10 protein-coding genes are annotated in these 15854 nt (G+C 65.3%); 8 read left to right on the forward strand and 2 right to left on the reverse strand.

Translation table 11 applies throughout. The annotated features are described in order from the left end of the window. Window positions 1-40: 40 nt before the first annotated feature. On the forward strand, window positions 41-4894 hold the full coding sequence (locus AC10QF_RS11040) for an ESPR-type extended signal peptide-containing protein (RefSeq protein WP_447906251.1): 4854 nt from the start codon (window positions 41-43) through the stop codon (window positions 4892-4894). 69 nt (window positions 4895-4963) lie between these two features. Beyond that, window positions 4964-5707 carry a hypothetical protein gene (locus tag AC10QF_RS11045; RefSeq protein WP_494542215.1) on the forward strand — a complete coding sequence of 248 codons (744 nt, stop codon included), beginning with the start codon at window positions 4964-4966 and terminating at the stop codon, window positions 5705-5707. A 177-nt stretch (window positions 5708-5884) separates the two neighbouring features. Here the strand turns inward: AC10QF_RS11045 and AC10QF_RS11050 are convergent, their stop codons facing one another. Both AC10QF_RS11050 and AC10QF_RS11055 read right to left on the reverse strand, forming a co-directional pair. Next, a complete protein-coding gene (locus AC10QF_RS11050) occupies window positions 5885-6529 on the reverse strand; it encodes a hypothetical protein (RefSeq protein WP_494542198.1) in 645 nt (214 codons plus the stop codon). A 360-nt stretch (window positions 6530-6889) separates the two neighbouring features. Next, complete coding sequence (locus AC10QF_RS11055; RefSeq protein WP_332328905.1) at window positions 6890-9313, reverse strand: penicillin-binding protein 1A; 2424 nt, start codon at window positions 9311-9313, stop codon at window positions 6890-6892. A 219-nt stretch (window positions 9314-9532) separates the two neighbouring features. On the opposite strand from AC10QF_RS11055, the gene AC10QF_RS11060 reads away from it, so the two are divergent. The 6 genes from AC10QF_RS11060 (at window position 9533) to AC10QF_RS11085 (ending at window position 15852) form a co-directional block, all read left to right on the forward strand. Continuing rightward, window positions 9533-10591, forward strand: coding sequence for a pilus assembly protein PilM (locus AC10QF_RS11060; RefSeq protein WP_010484061.1), 1059 nt, complete (start codon window positions 9533-9535; stop codon window positions 10589-10591). After that, window positions 10591-11475, forward strand: a complete 885-nt coding sequence (locus tag AC10QF_RS11065; protein WP_111178309.1) for a PilN domain-containing protein — start codon at window positions 10591-10593, stop codon at window positions 11473-11475. Before AC10QF_RS11060 ends, AC10QF_RS11065 begins: the two co-directional genes overlap by 1 nt. Beyond that, the gene (locus AC10QF_RS11070; RefSeq protein ID WP_005418916.1) at window positions 11472-12128 is read left to right on the forward strand and encodes a type IV pilus inner membrane component PilO; all 657 of its coding nucleotides are present in this window, start codon (window positions 11472-11474) and stop codon (window positions 12126-12128) included. The genes AC10QF_RS11065 and AC10QF_RS11070 overlap by 4 nt, the downstream gene beginning before the upstream one ends. Next, window positions 12128-12661, forward strand: coding sequence for a pilus assembly protein PilP (locus tag AC10QF_RS11075; protein WP_005418914.1), 534 nt, complete (start codon window positions 12128-12130; stop codon window positions 12659-12661). The genes AC10QF_RS11070 and AC10QF_RS11075 overlap by 1 nt, the downstream gene beginning before the upstream one ends. Window positions 12662-12682: 21 nt before the next feature. Continuing rightward, window positions 12683-14653 carry a type IV pilus secretin PilQ gene (locus tag AC10QF_RS11080; protein WP_138952622.1) on the forward strand — a complete coding sequence of 657 codons (1971 nt, stop codon included), beginning with the start codon at window positions 12683-12685 and terminating at the stop codon, window positions 14651-14653. Between the two features lie 173 nt (window positions 14654-14826). Further along, the gene (locus AC10QF_RS11085; RefSeq protein ID WP_005418911.1) at window positions 14827-15852 is read left to right on the forward strand and encodes an AAA family ATPase; all 1026 of its coding nucleotides are present in this window, start codon (window positions 14827-14829) and stop codon (window positions 15850-15852) included. Window positions 15853-15854: the final 2 nt, after the last annotated feature.

Here is a 15854-nt window from a genome sequence, read left to right on the forward strand (position 1 = left end):
GCGGCGTCTGACCGCACTATTTCCCAACCAAGGACTTTCAATGAACAAGATCTATCGACGCCTCTGGTCAACCGCCCGGCAGTGCTGGGTGGTGGCCAGTGAACTGACCGCCGCGCGTGGCAAGGCCAGCCGCACGGTACGCTGCGGCTCTGTCTTTGCGCTCAGTCTGTTGATGGCGCCTTCGGCGTTTGCTGCCGAGGGACTGCCGGATGATGCGCCGAACTCGACGCAGTCCACTGCATTGATCGCGCAGGCATTTGGCGTAGCTGTGACGACCGCGCCAATCATTGGCCCGCGCTCGATAAGCGTGAATTCCATTCACGCGCAGTTTGCGATCGTTTCCGATCCATATTACCGAGACTCGACCATCAATGGTGATCATCTTCTGGTCCTAGGATCTCGCTCCAGCCTCGCCGGGTCGCAATCTGTTGCCTACGGCAACCTGATCGAGAGTAGTGGCGACAACAATACGGCCATCGGGCATGGGACCAAGAGTCGGAAGGGCTACGCAACAGGAGTCGGCGCGATGGCCGTTGCCGATGGGGTTGGCGCGACAGCACTGGGAAACAATGCAAAGGCCTATTCAGAGAATTCCATCGCGGTTGGCAGCGGCTCAAGGACCAACGATGGTGCGGGTATCTCACGGATTGCCATTGGCGGGGATGCGTACGCCGGATCAGGTGGCTACACCGGCGCGATTGCAGTGGGTGGCCGCGCCAACGCCAGTCACGACAGCGTTGCAATTGGCTACGAGGCAAGCACGTCGACCAACCAGTCGGTTGCACTGGGCCGCGGCTCGGTGGCCAACGAGTCGTACACGGTGTCTGTCGGCAAGGCTGGCACGACGCGCCGCGTTGTCAACGTCAAGGAGGGGCGATTGGTTAATGGAGGCACGGACGCTGTAACCGGCGGCCAGCTGTTTGCAACCAATACTGAAGTCGGCAAGGCCAAGACGGCCGCCGCATCAGCGCAGACCACGGCAAACACGGCCAACACCACTGCCAACACCGCACGAGCCACGGCAAATACCGCCAAGACGGCAGCTGATGCTGCCACTGCGCGGCTGAATGTTGCCGCGCTCGCGTTGGGTAGCGCGGCATCTGCCGAAGGCTCGGGAACTACTGCCAGCGCCGCGCTGGGCTCGGCGGCCAAGGCCTACAACATCAACAGCGTTGCTGTGGGCGCCGATGCGCGCGCCGGTGTGGATGCCAATGGCAACAAGACCACTACTGCCACTGGCGCGGTGGCCCTTGGCGCCGGCAGCCGTGGCGGCAATGGTGCGGTGGCCAATGGTCTGCGTGCCATAGCAACAGGCGACCGCGCAGTGGCCATCGGCAATGACGCCCAGGCCAAGGCCACCCACGCTACCTCGCTGGGTTACAAGGCAACGGCTAGCGCCAATCAGTCCACTGCGATGGGTCGTGAAACAGTGGCATCGGGCACTTACGCCAGCGCGGTGGGTAACCTGGCCAAAGCCACTGCCGAAAGCGCCGTTGCCGTAGGCAATAGCGCCGTAGCAAGCCACACGGGCAGCGTGGCACTGGGCAGTGGCTCGCAGACCACCGCCAACAATCAGATCTCGGTGGGTAATGGCACGACCCGCCGCACCATCACCCGCGTGGCCGATGGCGCGTTGAACAGCAACAGCACCGATGCAGTTACCGGCAAGCAGTTGAACGACACCAATCTGGCTGTGACAGCTGCGCGCACGACCGCCACCGCGGCACAGACGGCGGCCAACGGCGCAAAGACCACGGCCGACAGCGCGCTGTCCAAGGCCAATGCGCTGGGTGGCCTGCTCAGCCAGGCTTCGGCTGCGGGCAACGTGCGAGTGGGCGGTGAAAACACCGGCACCGTGCTGGATGTGCGCAACAAGGGCAACGCCAATCGCACCATTACCGGGCTGGCCGACGGCGCGCTGAGCGCCACCAGCACCGAGGCAGTGACTGGCAAGCAGCTCAACGCCACCAATGTAGGCGTGACCGCAGCGCAGAACGCCGCCAATGCCGCGCAGGCCACGGGTGACAGCGCACTGTCCAAGTCGAACGCGCTGGGTGGCCTGCTCAGTCAGGCTTCGGCTGCGGGTGATGTGCGCCTGGGTGCCGAAAACACCGGCACCGTGCTGAATGTGGCCAACAAGAACGGCGGCAAGCGCCGTATCAACAACGTGGCCAATGGCACGATCAGTGGCAGCAGCACCGACGTAGTGACCGGGCAGCAGTTGCATGCCACCAATCAGTCTGTCTCCACCCAGGGTCAGTCGCTGGTGCTGCACGGGCAGCAGCTGGCAACGCTGACTCAGTCGCTCAACGCGCAGGATGTGCGGGTTTCCGACAACCGCGAGGATATCGACAAGCTGCGCGCTGACGTGGACAACTTCGATCCGGACCTGGATGGCGTGGTGAAATTTGCCAACGACGGCAGTGTGGATATGGAGGGTGGCAAGGTGCGAAACGTTGCCACAGGCGATATCAGTAGTGCGAGCAGCACTGACGCGGTGAATGGTGGACAGCTGTTCGAGACGAACACTGCAGTTGAGGAGCTCAAGCAGCAGTCAAAATTTATGGCCGTTGGAGGCGGCGGCGATCAGGAAGCTGTGCGCGTAGGCTTGGTTGGTGTTGCGTTGGGCGACTCTGCGGAGGCATCTCCGCTCTCCGAGGGCGGCGTTGCAGTGGGCAGCTTCACGTCTGCACTCGCGAAGAACTCTGTTGCACTGGGGCGAGCTGCGTATGTAAGCGATCGTTCGGAAGGAGGGTTTGCTCTGGGCGTTCGTTCGTCGGTTGGGGAGGTCGGCGGTCTGGCCGTGGGTGCATCGAGCTCTGTTAAGTCCGGTGCAACCAACGCCGTCGCGATTGGTGCAAACTCCATTGCGAACGAGATTGCTACTGTTTCTTTTGGCAATGATGGTTTTAAGCGCCGTCTGGTTAATATTCAGCGCGGTACTGCGGATGACAATGCGACCACAGTTGGCCAGCTTAAAGACAGCCTTGCCAAGCTGGGTGGCGGCGCAGGCATGGATGCCAATGGCAACGTGATGGCGCCGACCTACACGATCCAGGGTGTAAAGAAGAACACCGTAGGTGACGCACTGGAAGCGCTGGATGGTGCAGTGGTAAAGAGCACGTCCCGCGTGGATCGCGTAGAGAATCAGCTGCGCAGCGTCTTCCAGGACAACGGCACGCTGCGGGCCAATGGGCTGAACCAGATCGCCCTGGCGGGCGTCAACGGCGCGGTGCTGACCAATCTTGCGGACGGTCGTATCTCGGCAGGCAGTCGTGATGCGGTGACCGGCAGCCAGCTGTATGCGGCCAAGCAGGATATTGCGCGGAATCGAAATGATATCGAGCAGATGAAGGGTAATGTGGATGCGCCCAAGGCTCAGTCTCGTGTGGCTTCGCTTGAATCGGGTCGCGGCCCGATCGATTTTGCCGGATCTCGCCTCACCGGTGTTGAAGCTGGAGATATCACCTCCGGTGCCAGCACTGATGCAGTGAATGGTGGACAGTTGTTTGCGACCAATGCGCGTGTCGAAAAAATGGAGTCAGGTAGCAGATACTTTGCCATTGGTGAAACCCTGTCGACAGAGGGAGCGACTGCAGGGCTGCTGTCTGTCGCTATCGGTGAATCATCTATCGCTAGTCCCGATTCAGAAGGCGGGACTGCCATAGGGACATACTCGAGTGCACTGGGCTTCAATTCAGTTGCAATTGGGCGTGCCTCGACAGTAAATGAGTCCGCTGCCAACGGATTTGCATTGGGTGCGGCATCATTCGTAGAGGCTGTCAACGGCGTGGCAATTGGCCTTTCTGCGGAAGTAGCGCCAGGCGCTGAGGACAGTGTGGCCCTGGGCTCAGGGTCGATTGCCAGCGATGCGACCACTGTTTCAGTGGGAAATGGAAGTCTCAAACGCCGACTAGTGAATGTCGCCAACGGCCGCAACAGCAACGACGCCGCCACCGTGGGTCAGCTCAGCGCCTCGATGTCCGCCATTGGCGGCAGCATCGACAGCAACGGCAACATCATCGCACCCACCTTCAACGTACAAGGCCAGTCGCAGGCAACGCTGAGTGACGCCCTCACCACCCTAGACGGCGCCGTCATCACCACCACCTCCCGCGTCGACCGCGTGGAAGGCCAGCTCCGCTCCGTCTTCCAGGACAGCCCGGCGGTCCGCAGCGACGGCCTCAACCAGCTGACCTTCGCCGGTGCCAACGGCATGGTCCTCTCCAACGTGGGCAACGGCCTGATCGCGGCCGGCAGCCGCGATGCAGTCAATGGCGGCCAGCTGCACTCCATGCAGCAGCAGCTCAATGGCCGCATGGATGGCCTGGAGCAGCGCATCGAGGGTCAGCCGCAGGCACTGCAGTCGCGCGCCGTGCAGGTCGCCTCGGCCGATGCCGGCGCAGCACTGGAGGCACCGGGCAGCACGCCGGCCACCGACGATGCCACGCCGTCCACCGGGAGCGATGCGCCGCTGGCCGCGTCAGGCAACGCGCCGAAGTCCGCGCCGCAGCCGAAGGCCGAGGCCCCGGCACCGGAATCGCCCACCCCGCAGGTGGATACCGCAGAGCTGGAAAAGATGCTGGCCCGTGCCAACGAGTACACCGATGGCATCAGCCGCGAGGTGGATGCGCGCCTGGACAAGATGGACAAGCGCTTCAACCGCATGGCTGCCATGACCAGCGCACAGAGTGCGATGGCCATGAATACCGCCGGCCTGAACACCTACAACCGCCTCGGCGCGGGTGTGGGCTACAGCGAGGGCGAATCGGCCATGGCCGTGGGTTACCAGCGCGTGTTGAACGACAAGGGCTCGGCCACCTTCAGCCTCAATGGTGCCTTCACCAACAGTGGTGAACGCAGCATGGGCGTGGGTGTGGGCATCGGCTGGTAAGCCGTGCAGCCCCGGCGTGGCGCGCGTAATGAACCCCGCCGCGCCGGGGTCCTTGCCGAGGAGAAGGCAATGTACAGATGGGTAAGTGGAATCGTCAGCTATCGCACGTTCTATATCTGGCGGGCGCGCTTTCGCTACTACACCCGGAACCTGGATCTGTGGACGCTGATGAGCGGGCTATGCATTGCCGGTCTGCTGCTGGTGCTGTGGTACCTGTGGCAGATGCTGGGTGTACCGCCGCCGCGCGTGCAACCGAAAGCCGCGGCGCTGCGCATCGAAGGCGTCACCCGCGAGGCGATCCATCGCATCGTGCTGGTGCGTCACGCTGGCAGCACGCGGGGGGCCGAGTTCACCACGCCGGAAGAGGTGCGGGCGAGTACGCTGCGCACGATGCGGGTACGGCAGGTGATGGACAGCGAGGTGGTGTGGCGTCTGAAGGCCGACATGCTGGCGGACATCGCCGACTACATCACCGCCACGGGTGGGTGCGTCCCGTACGACTGCCGGCAGATTCGGGATCGGTTGGACCCCGTGCGCAAGGCCGCTGTGGAGAATGCGCAGATCAACGCCTCACTGGCGACGATCCTGGACGTGCCGCTGGACCAGATGCCGCTCTTGAAGGGCGGCGAGCGTGAGCGGGTGAAGAGTGGGTGGTCGGATGGGTTCAACGACATCTATGACCAGATCTGGTTGCTGCGGGGCCTGCAGGTCATGCATGCACAGATGATGCGGGAGTATCCGCAGCGAGCCCCAGTACCGTGGCTGCCGCGGCTGCTCAGCGACCCGCTGCGCGATACCCGTTTTGTCTGGTAGCGGGAGCATGATGGGCATCATCTGCCAGCGCAGGTAGCGCAGCTTTTGTAGAGTCGAGCCGTGCTCGACTGCTCTCCGGCCAGCAATCGAAATGCCTGAAGCACGGTGCGGACCAACGGTCCGCACCCATCACTGGCAGGTACCGCTGCGCTCGCCGGCCATGGGCCGGCGCTACCGTCATCCGCTGATGTACGCGGTGATCTCGGCCTCGGCCAGCACCTGCCGCAACTGCGCCACGGACGCACGTCGCATCGGCTTCTCATCCACCGGCGACAGCGGTGCCTGGCGCAGGGCATCGTAGGGCAGCACGGCCAGGTCGAAAGTCAGCTCCTCGGCACTGAACACCCACACCGGCACATCCAGGCTGCGCTCGCGATCCATGCGCAGGCGACGCGTCCGCGATTCGGCGGGAATGCCGTGCTCCTCCAGGAAGCGGTGCACGGCTTCCGGGTCGTCGCTGTGCAGGTGCAGCTGCACGGGGCTGTTGGCGTCGGCGGTGCCCTCCAGCACCGGGCCAGCCAGGCGCGGGGCGAAGCCGTGCAGGAACTCCAGCGCACGCATGGCAGCCTCTCGGCGGCGCTGCAGTTCGTTGCCGTGCTGGGGCCCGGAGAACAGCCGCTGGTATTCGCGCAGGGCGTCTTCGATCTCGGTGTTGCGGGGCAGGGAGGCATCGTCGTGGATGCCGAGCCGGCTGGCGGCCTTCAACTTGGCCTGGTGGTAGTCGCGGATGCCGCCTTCGGCCATCAGGCGGGCGGCTTCGTGGGCGAGGCGGTGGCGCCGCTCGCGGGTCTGGCTGGCAGCATGCTGACGGGCGCGATGCATGCGATGACTCCCTGTTGCGACCTGGCTACAGAGTAGCGCACGGATGTGACATCTGCGTGGGTATGGCGCGGAGATGCCAACCAACGGTTGGCACCCACCACGGCCGACGGGTGCCGTTGATCCTGTAGAGCCGAGCCCATGCTCGGCTGCTCTATCGCGAGCGCCCGGAGCCGAGCATGGCTCGGCTCTACAAAGGCGGCGCCAACCAAGGTTGGAATCTACCGGAGCAAAAGGGTGCCGTTGATCCTGTAGAGCCGAGCCCATGCTCGGCTGCTCTACCGCGGGCCCCCGAAGCCGAGCATGGGCTCGGCTCTACAAAGGGCAGTGCCAACCAACGGTTGGCACCCACCGAATCCTTCCTCAGAAGATATCGAACGCGGCGGCGTCGGCCTGCGGCGTATTGAGGTTCAGGTCGTAGTCGGTCAGGCGGTCCATGTCTTCCACCTTCACCCACTCGGTCGCGCCGTTGAGGGTGGCCTGGACCATACCGCTGGGCGGTTCGTTCTGCGCAATCGGGGTGTCTTTCAGCGCGGTGCGCATGTAGTCGATCCAGATCGGCAGGGCGGCCTTGCCACCGTACTCGCGGTAACCCAGCGAGCGGAAGTCGTCGCGGCCCACCCATACGGTGGTCACGTACGGGCCGCCGAAGCCGGAGAACCAGGCGTCGCGGTGGTCGTTGGTGGAGCCGGTCTTGCCGCCCACGTCCTCGCGTCCGAGCACCTTGGCCTGCACACCGGTACCGCGCTGGACCACGTCGCGCATCATCGACACCAGCTGGTAGGCGGTGCGGGCGTCGATCGCGCGCGGGGCGGTGCGGGCATCGGGGTTGACCGGCGCGGCCGGGGTCTCGGCCTTGGCTTCGGCCTTGGCCGCAGCAGCCGGGTCCACCTTCGGGGCCGGGGCGCCGAAGTTGAAGCCGTCCACCACCTGGTTGACCGGCTGGTCGCTGCTGCCGGCGCAGTCGCGGCAGGCCATCGCCGGGTTTTCCTTGAACACCAGGTTGCCGTCGCGGTCGTTCACCTGGTCGATCAGCCAGGTGTCCACGCGCGAGCCGCCGTTGGCGAACACGGCGTAACCACGGGCCACCGACAGCGGGGTGAGCGAGGCGGTACCCAGCGACATCGACAGGTTCGGCGGAAGCTCCGATTCGGCGAAGCCAAATTCGCTGATGTACTTGCGCGCATAGTCCACGCCCATGCCATCGAGCAGGCGCACCGAGACCAGGTTGCGCGACTGCACCAGCGCTTCACGCAGGCGCATCGGGCCGCGGAAACCGCCGCCGTCGTTCTGCGGGGCCCAGGTCTTGCCGCGGCGGTCGCGGAACACGACCGGGGCGTCGAGCACGATCGAGGCCGGGTTGTAGCCCTTGTCGAAGGCCGCGGCGTAGATGAAGGGCTTGAAGCTCGAACCCGGCTGGCGGCGGGCCTGGGTGGCACGGTTGAACTTGTTGCCGGAGAAGCTGAAACCGCCAACCAGCGCCTTCAGCGCGCCGCTGTGGGCATCCAGCGAGACCAGCGCGGACTGGCCGCGCGGGATCTGGTCCAGCAGCCACTCCCCTTCCTTGGCACCGGCACGCACGCGCACGATGTCACCGCGCTGCACCAGCTTGCCCGGGGTCTTGTTGGTCCACTTGGCGGCACCGGCCGGCAGCACGATCTCGCTGCGGTTGGCCAGCACCACGGTGGCGCTGCCATCGGCACCGGTGCTGGCAACGATGGCCGGCAGCAGGCCGGCCTGGCCGTACAGGCCACGCAGGTGCTCGGCCAGGGCGGCGGCGTCTTCACCGGCACCCACCTGCACCTGCTTCTCCACGCCGTGCCAGCCGTGGCGGTGGTCGTACAGCAGCAGGCCGTCGCGCACCGACTGGTTGGCGGCGGTCTGCAGGGTCGAATCGATCGTGGTGGTGACGTGGTAGCCCTTGTTGACTACATCGCCGCCGAAGCGGGCGATCATCTCCTGGCGCACCAGCTCGGCCACGTAGGGCGCGTCGACCTGCACCGGCGGCTCATGCGCGGTGGCGTGCATCGGCACGGCCTTGGCCGCGTCGGCCTCGGCCTGGCTGACGAACTTCAGGTCGGCCATGCGCTGCAGCACATAGTTGTCACGACGCTGGCGGGCGCGCTCCGGATTGGAGATCGGGTTGCCCGAGGAGGGGAACTTGGGGATGCCGGCCAGCGAGGCCATCTCGTCCAGGTCCAGCTCGTTCAGCTTCTTGCCGTAATAGAACTCGGCGGCGGCGGCCACGCCGTAGGCGCGGTTGCCGAAGAAACTCTTGTTCAGGTACAGCTCGAAGATCTCGTCCTTGCTCAGCTCGGACTCGATCTTCCGCGCCAGCAGGATCTCGGCCAGCTTGCGGGTGTAGCTGTACTCGGAACTGAGGAAGAACTGGCGGGCCACCTGCTGGGTGATGGTGGAACCACCGGGCACGCGCTTGTCGTTGGTGGTGGCCAGCAGCCACACCGCGCGGCCGATGCCCTTGTAGTCCACGCCGCCATGCTCGTAGAAGCGGGCGTCCTCGGTGGCCAGGAAGGCCTGCTTCAGCTTCTCCGGCACGTCCTTCATGGTGATCGGGGTACGCCGGGTCTCGCCGAACACCGCCATCAGCTTGCCGTCGGCGGCATAGACGTACATCGGCTCCTGCATTTCCACGTCGCGCAGGGTCTGCACGTCGGGAAGCTTGGAGGACACGGCGTAGTACAGACCGCCCACGGCGGCCGCGCCGATCAGCGCCAGGACCAGGACAATCAGGAAGATCCAGCGCAGCCAGCGGCGGAGTCGAGTCATCGGGTTCAGATTCCGATTGCGAATTTCGTGGTCGCAGAGTATAGATTACGCAAGGTGGCGGCTGGGGTCGGCACCGGGGAGCGCAAGGGGAACAGTCAGGGGCTGCATCGTGAATCCGTGAGGAACTTCACAGCAGGGCCGTTGCCATTTGCTAAGAATACGTTATTAATGCTCGGGCGCAGGTCTTGCGTCCAAGTGCCCGTCGGCAGGGGAGAAACCGTGGGGCTCATCCCAAAAAGTCAGTCGCCGCTTGTAGGCGTCGACATCAGTTCGACTGCGGTAAAGCTTTTGCAGCTGTCCCGCAGTGGCAACCGTTTTCGCGTGGAACATTACGCTGTGGAACCTCTTCCGCCGAATGCGGTGGTGGAAAAGAACATCGTGGAAGTGGAGGCCGTGGGTGAGGCCATCCGCCGCGCGATGAACCGCTCGGGGAGCAAGGCCAAGCTGGCCGCTGCCGCCGTTGCCGGTTCGGCGGTGATCACCAAGGTGATCCCGATGCCGGCCGAGCTCGACGAGAACGACATGGAAGCCCAGATCGAGCTGGAAGCGGTCAACTACATTCCGTACCCGATCGAGGAAGTGAACCTGGACTTCGAGGTGATCGGGGCGATCCCGAACAACCCGGAGATGGTCCAGGTGCTGCTGGCCGCGTCGCGTTCGGAGAACGTGGAACTGCGCCAGTCGGCCCTGGAACTGGGTGGCCTGCAGGCCAAGGTGATGGACGTGGAGGCCTTCGCGGTCGAGAACGCCTACGCCCTGGTCGCCAGCGAGCTGCCGGTGTCCATCGAGGGCGTGGTCGCGCTGGTCGATATCGGCGCCACCATGACCACCCTCAACGTTCTGCGCGGCGGCCGCAGCCTGTACAGCCGCGAACAGGTGTTCGGTGGCAAGCAGCTGACCGACGAGATCATGCGCCGCTACGGCCTGAGCTACGAGGAAGCCGGGCTGGCCAAGCGCCAGGGCGGCCTGCCGGAAAGCTACGAGATGGAGGTGCTGGAGCCGTTCAAGGAAGCCACGGTCCAGCAGATCAGCCGCCTGCTGCAGTTCTTCTATGCGGGCAGCGAATTCAACCGCGTCGATCACATCGTGCTGGCCGGCGGCTGCGCCGTGCTCGGTGGCCTGCCGGAGATGGTCGAGGAACAGCTGGGCGTGCCGACCGTGGTCGCCAACCCGCTGGCGCAGATGACCCTGGGGCCGAAGGTGAACGCGCATGCGTTGGCCCAGGATGCCCCCGCGCTGATGATCGCGACCGGTCTGGCGCTGAGGAGCTTCGACTGATGGCACGCATCAATCTATTGCCTTGGCGCGCCGAACGGCGCAAGCAACGCCAACGCGAGTTCTACGCAATGCTGGGCATGGCCGCTGTCGGTGGCCTGCTGTTGTCGCTGATGATCTGGTTCTATTACGACCGCCAGGTGAGCGGCCAGATGGACCGCAACGCCTATCTGGAAGCCGAGATCGAGAAGGTCAAGGAACAGAACAAGGAGATCGATCGCCTCGACGCGCAGAAGGAACGCCTGCTGGCCCGCAAGAAGGTGATCGAGGAACTGCAGGCCAAGCGCTCGCAGATGGTCCACCTGTTCGACGCGCTGGTGCGCACCATTCCCGATGGCGTGGTGCTGACCGCACTGAAGCAGGAAGGGGATGTGCTGACGCTGGAAGGCCGCACCCAGTCCAACGCCCGCGTTTCGGCCTACATGCGCAACCTGGAGACCTCCGGCTGGATGACCAATCCGGAGCTGTCGATCATCGAAGCGCGTGACCCGGAGAAGGACAAGGATGGCAAGGTCGGTCCGCTGGCCGACATCAAGGCGCTGCCCTACGTGTTCGTGGTCAAGGTGAAACTGCCGGCACAGAGCGAAGAGGTCTCGGCGACGCCGGGCCTGAACGCCGATGGGTCGGTGGCGACGGCTGCGCCGGCACCGGTGGCTCCGTTGGCCGCAGGTCCGGGTGCCGCGACGCCTGCGGCTCCGGCAGCGGGCCAGCCGGCAGCGGCTCCCGCCGCACCGGCCGCTGCACCGCCGGCCACTCCGGCCAAGCCGAACCAACCGGCCGCTCCGGCTGCCGCGCCGGCTCCGGCACCTGCCCCGAAGCCTGAGGGCAGCCGCCTGGCGCAGCCGCCGCAGGCCTTCAATGCGCTGCTGCAGGGGGACCGCGCATGAGCCAGAAGATCGACATCAAGAACCTGGATTTCAACGACATCGGCAACTGGCCGCAGAAGGCCAAGATCGTCTTCTGCTCGTTGCTGGCGCTGGTCATCATGTTCGTGGCGTGGATGCTGCTGATCAGCGGCAAGCGCGAGGAACTGGCCGGCCTGGAATCGAAGGAAGTCGAGCTGCGCACCGAGTTCACCAAGCAGCAGGAACGCGCGGTGAACCTGGGGCCGCTGAAGCAGCAGCTGGCGCAGATGGAGCAGGTGCTGCAGCAGATGCTGCGGCAGCTGCCGAGCAAGACCGAAATGCCCGACCTGATCATCGACATCTCGCAGACCGCGCTGTCCAGCGGCCTGACCAACGAGCTGTTCGAGCCGGAGCAGGAGCAGATCAAGGAGTTCTACGCCGAGAAGCCGATCAAGCTGCGCATGGTGGGCAGTTACCACCAGTTCGGCGCATTCGTCAGTGGCGTGGCCTCGTTGCCGCGGGTGGTGATCCTGACCATGCATGACATCAACCTCAAGCCCAAGGAAAAGACCGGCGGCAACGTCCGCAGCGGTGCACTGGAACTGTCCGGTACGGTCAAGACCTACCGTTACCTGGACGAGACCGAAGTGCAGGCGCAGCAGGCGGCCGACGCTGGCAAGGAGGGCAAGAAGTGATGCGCGCGCAGACCGTACGTGGTGCGATGGTGCTGGCTGTACTGCTGCTGGCCGGTTGCGGCCGTGGCGTGACCAGCACGCCCGGCGACGCACCGAACCTTGAGAAGTGGGTGGAAGGCGAGCGCGCGCGACCGGCGCAACCGCTGGAGCCGCTGCCGGTGATGCAGCAGTTCGAGACCTTTGAATACTCCGCGCAGGGTATGCGCGATCCGTTCACCGATGCCTGGACCAATCCGCAGCAGGGGAACGGCGGATTGCGACCGGACCCGAACCGGCGCAAGGAGCCGTTGGAAGGCTTCCCGCTGGATGCGCTGGACATGGTCGGCACCATCGGTACCGGTGCAGGCACCGTGGCGCTGGTGATGGGGCCGGACAAGGTCACCTACCGGGTTCGCCCGGGCGGTTACCTGGGGCAGAGCGACGGGCGGGTCACGGCGGTCTTCGAAGACCGCGTGGAGCTGATCGAACTGGTGCCGGATGGCGCGGGTGGCTGGCTGGAACGGCCGGCAACGCTCTCGCTTGAAGATCAATGATCGTTTACTGGGGATAGCACGATGACCTTTCACCAAGCCAAGGGGCTGCGTCCCATCCGGCGCTCTACCTTGAACCGTGTCAGCGCGCTGGGAGTCGCGCTGATGCTGGCCTGCGCTCCGGCGCTGGCTGCCGCACCGGCGGAAAAGCCGGTGGGCGCCACCGTGGTACCGGCCGCTGCGCCGGCAGGCCTGTCGGTGGCCAAGATCGATTTCAAGCGTGGCGATGACGGCGCCGGGCGCCTGATCGTGCAGTTCGACGGGCAGGGCGCGATTCCTGACCTGCGCACGCAGGGCAACAGCGTGGTGGTCGACGTCGGCAATGCCCGACTGCCGGCCAACCTGCAGAAGCCGATGAACGTCACCGACTTCGCCACGCCGGTACAGCGCATCGACGCCAAGCCGTCCGGTGCCGGCACCCAGCTGGTGCTGAGCACCGGCGGTGCAGTGGAGTCGCTGGCCTACCAGAGCGGCAACGAGTACGTGGTCGAGATCAGCCCGCGGCAGGCCCAGGCCGCCGTCGGCGCGGTCACCGCCGGCAGCGTCACCCAGGCGGCCAAGGCCGTCGGCCAGCGCGGCTTCACCGGCAAGCCGGTGACCTTCAACTTCCAGGACGTGCCGGTGCGCACCGTACTGCAGTTGATCGCCGAGGAGTCCAACCTGAACGTGGTTGCGTCCGACTCGGTGCAGGGCAATGTGACCCTGCGCCTGGTCAATGTGCCGTGGGACCAGGCGCTGGACATCGTGCTGCGCGCCAAGGGCCTGGACAAGCGTCGCGACGGCAGCGTGATCTGGGTGGCGCCGCAGGCCGAACTGGCCAAGTTCGAGCAGGAGAAGGAAGACGCGCGCATCGCCATCGAGAACCGCGAAGACCTGCAGACCGACTACATCCAGATCAACTACCACAGCGCCACGCAGATCTTCAAAGCGCTGACCGAGGCCAAGGGCATCGGTGGCAGTGGCGGTGGTGGCAGCGGTGGTGGTTCGGGCAGCTCGTCGCAGGAAGACAGTGGCTTCCTGTCCTCGCGCGGCCGCATCGTGGCCGACGAGCGCACCAACACGCTGATGATCAGCGACATCCCGAAGAAGATCGCGCGCATGCGCGAGCTGATCAACGTGATCGACCGCCCGGTCGACCAGGTGCTGATCGAAAGCCGCATCGTCATCGCCACTGATACCTTCGCCCGCGAACTGGGTGCGAAGTTCGGTGTCAGCGGCAGCCGTGACAACGTGTACTTCAGCGGCAGCCTGGATGCCAATGCCGAGACCCGCAAGTCGCAGGTCGCAACAGACCTGGCCAACGCCAAGGCCGAGCGTGACTGGGAAGCCGGTGGCCGGGTCGGCCCGCCGCCGGTGAAGTCCGGCTCGGCGATCACCCGTGGCCTGAACTGGAACCTGCCGGTGGCCGCTGCCAGCAACCCGGGTTCGCTGGCACTGTCGATCCTCAATGCCGGCTACCTGCTGGACGTGGAACTGTCGGCCATGCAGCAGGAATCGCGAGGCGAGGTGATCTCCAACCCGCGCGTGGTCACCACCAACCAGCGCGAAGCGATGATCAAGCAGGGCAAGGAGATCGGTTACGTCACCATCAGCGGTGGTACCGCTGGCGGCGTGGCGACGCCGAACGTGCAGTTCAAGGAAGTGGTGCTGGAGCTGAAGGTCACTCCGACCATCACCAACGACAACCGCGTGTTCCTCAACATGCAGGTGAAGAAGGACGAAGTCGACCAGCTGATCCAGCTGGAGGGCTACGGCACCGTGCCGTCGATCAACCGCCGCGAAGTCAATACCGCGGTGCTGGTCGAGGACGGGCAGACCGTGGTGATCGGTGGTGTCTACGAGTTCACCGATCGCAACAGCATCAGCAAGGTGCCGTTCCTGGGCGACGTGCCGTTCCTGGGCAACCTGTTCAAGAAGCGCGGCCGCAACAAGGACAAGGCCGAACTGCTGGTGTTCGTCACCCCGAAGGTGCTGCGCGTGGCCAAGCAGAACTGAGCCACCGCTCCGAAGTCTTCGAAGAAGGGCCGCCCTGTGCGGCCCTTCCTCGTTTCCGCCGGTAGATCCACGCCATGCGCGGATGCGCTGTTCAGCCGTTCTTGATGCCAATCGCAAGGCACCCTGCGATGATGTCGGGAACCCGTGCCGTCCTGCGCCGGTCAAAGGCCCCCATGAACCTGCCACCGCCGATGCCCGAAACTGTCTCGCCGCCGCCCGCGCCGGCAACCTCCCGCCTGCATGCGGCATTCACCCAGCTGCGCGATGCGTTGTCGACCGAGATCGTCGGCCAGGCGGCCCTGGTCGAACGCCTGCTGATCGCGTTGCTGGCCGACGGCCACCTGCTGGTGGAGGGCGCGCCGGGCCTGGCCAAGACCACGGCGATCCGTGCACTGGCCTCGCGCCTGGAAGCAGACTTTGCCCGCGTGCAGTTCACCCCCGACCTGCTGCCGGCCGACCTCACCGGCACCGAGATCTGGCGCCCTCAGGAGGGCCGCTTCGAGTTCGTGCCTGGCCCGATCTTCCACCCGATCCTGCTGGCCGACGAGATCAACCGTGCGCCGGCCAAGGTGCAGTCGGCGCTGCTGGAAGCCATGGGCGAGCGCCAGGTCACGGTTGGCCGCCATACCTATGCGCTGCCGCCGCTGTTCCTGGTGATGGCCACGCAGAACCCGATCGAGCAGGAAGGTACCTTCCCGCTGCCGGAAGCGCAGCTGGACCGCTTCCTGATGCATGTGCGCATCGGTTACCCGGACCAGGCCGCCGAATCGGAGATCCTGCGGCTGGCCCGTGAGCGTGCCCGTGGCGCATTGGGCGAGGCCGCGCCGGCGCCGGACAAGATGCCGATGCAGGACGTCTTCGACGCCCGCCGCGAAGTGCTGGACCTGCACATGGCACCGGCACTGGAACGCTACCTGATCGAACTGGTGCTGGCCTCGCGCGATCCATCGCGCTACGACGCCGGCCTCGGCCGCCGCATCGCATGGGGGGCAAGCCCGCGCGGTTCCATCGCACTGGAACGCTGCGCCCGCGCGCGGGCGTGGTTGGCTGGCCGTGACTTCGTCACGCCCGACGATGTGCGCGCGGTCGCCGCCGACGTGCTGCGCCATCGCGTGCTGCCCAGCTATGAAGCCACCGCCGAAGGCTGGGACGGCGAGCGCCTGGTGCAGGAGCTGCTGGCCCGGGTGCCGGCACCCTGAGC

This window comes from Stenotrophomonas maltophilia complex sp. Om-AH-Sm3 (assembly GCF_059337855.1).

Excerpts from the sequence above, each read along its gene's own strand:
- AC10QF_RS11085 (WP_005418911.1), top strand. The coding sequence starts at position 14,827 with ATGAACCTGCCACCGCCGATGCCCGAAACTGTCTCGCCGCCGCCCGCG.
- AC10QF_RS11070 (WP_005418916.1), top strand. The coding sequence starts at position 11,472 with ATGAGCCAGAAGATCGACATCAAGAACCTGGATTTCAACGACATCGGC.
- AC10QF_RS11065 (WP_111178309.1), top strand. The coding sequence starts at position 10,591 with ATGGCACGCATCAATCTATTGCCTTGGCGCGCCGAACGGCGCAAGCAA.
- AC10QF_RS11045 (WP_494542215.1), top strand. The coding sequence starts at position 4,964 with ATGTACAGATGGGTAAGTGGAATCGTCAGCTATCGCACGTTCTATATC.
- AC10QF_RS11055 (WP_332328905.1), bottom strand. The coding sequence starts at position 9,313 with ATGACTCGACTCCGCCGCTGGCTGCGCTGGATCTTCCTGATTGTCCTG.
- AC10QF_RS11050 (WP_494542198.1), bottom strand. The coding sequence starts at position 6,529 with ATGCATCGCGCCCGTCAGCATGCTGCCAGCCAGACCCGCGAGCGGCGC.
- AC10QF_RS11075 (WP_005418914.1), top strand. The coding sequence starts at position 12,128 with ATGCGCGCGCAGACCGTACGTGGTGCGATGGTGCTGGCTGTACTGCTG.
- AC10QF_RS11080 (WP_138952622.1), top strand. The coding sequence starts at position 12,683 with ATGACCTTTCACCAAGCCAAGGGGCTGCGTCCCATCCGGCGCTCTACC.
- AC10QF_RS11040 (WP_447906251.1), top strand. The coding sequence starts at position 41 with ATGAACAAGATCTATCGACGCCTCTGGTCAACCGCCCGGCAGTGCTGG.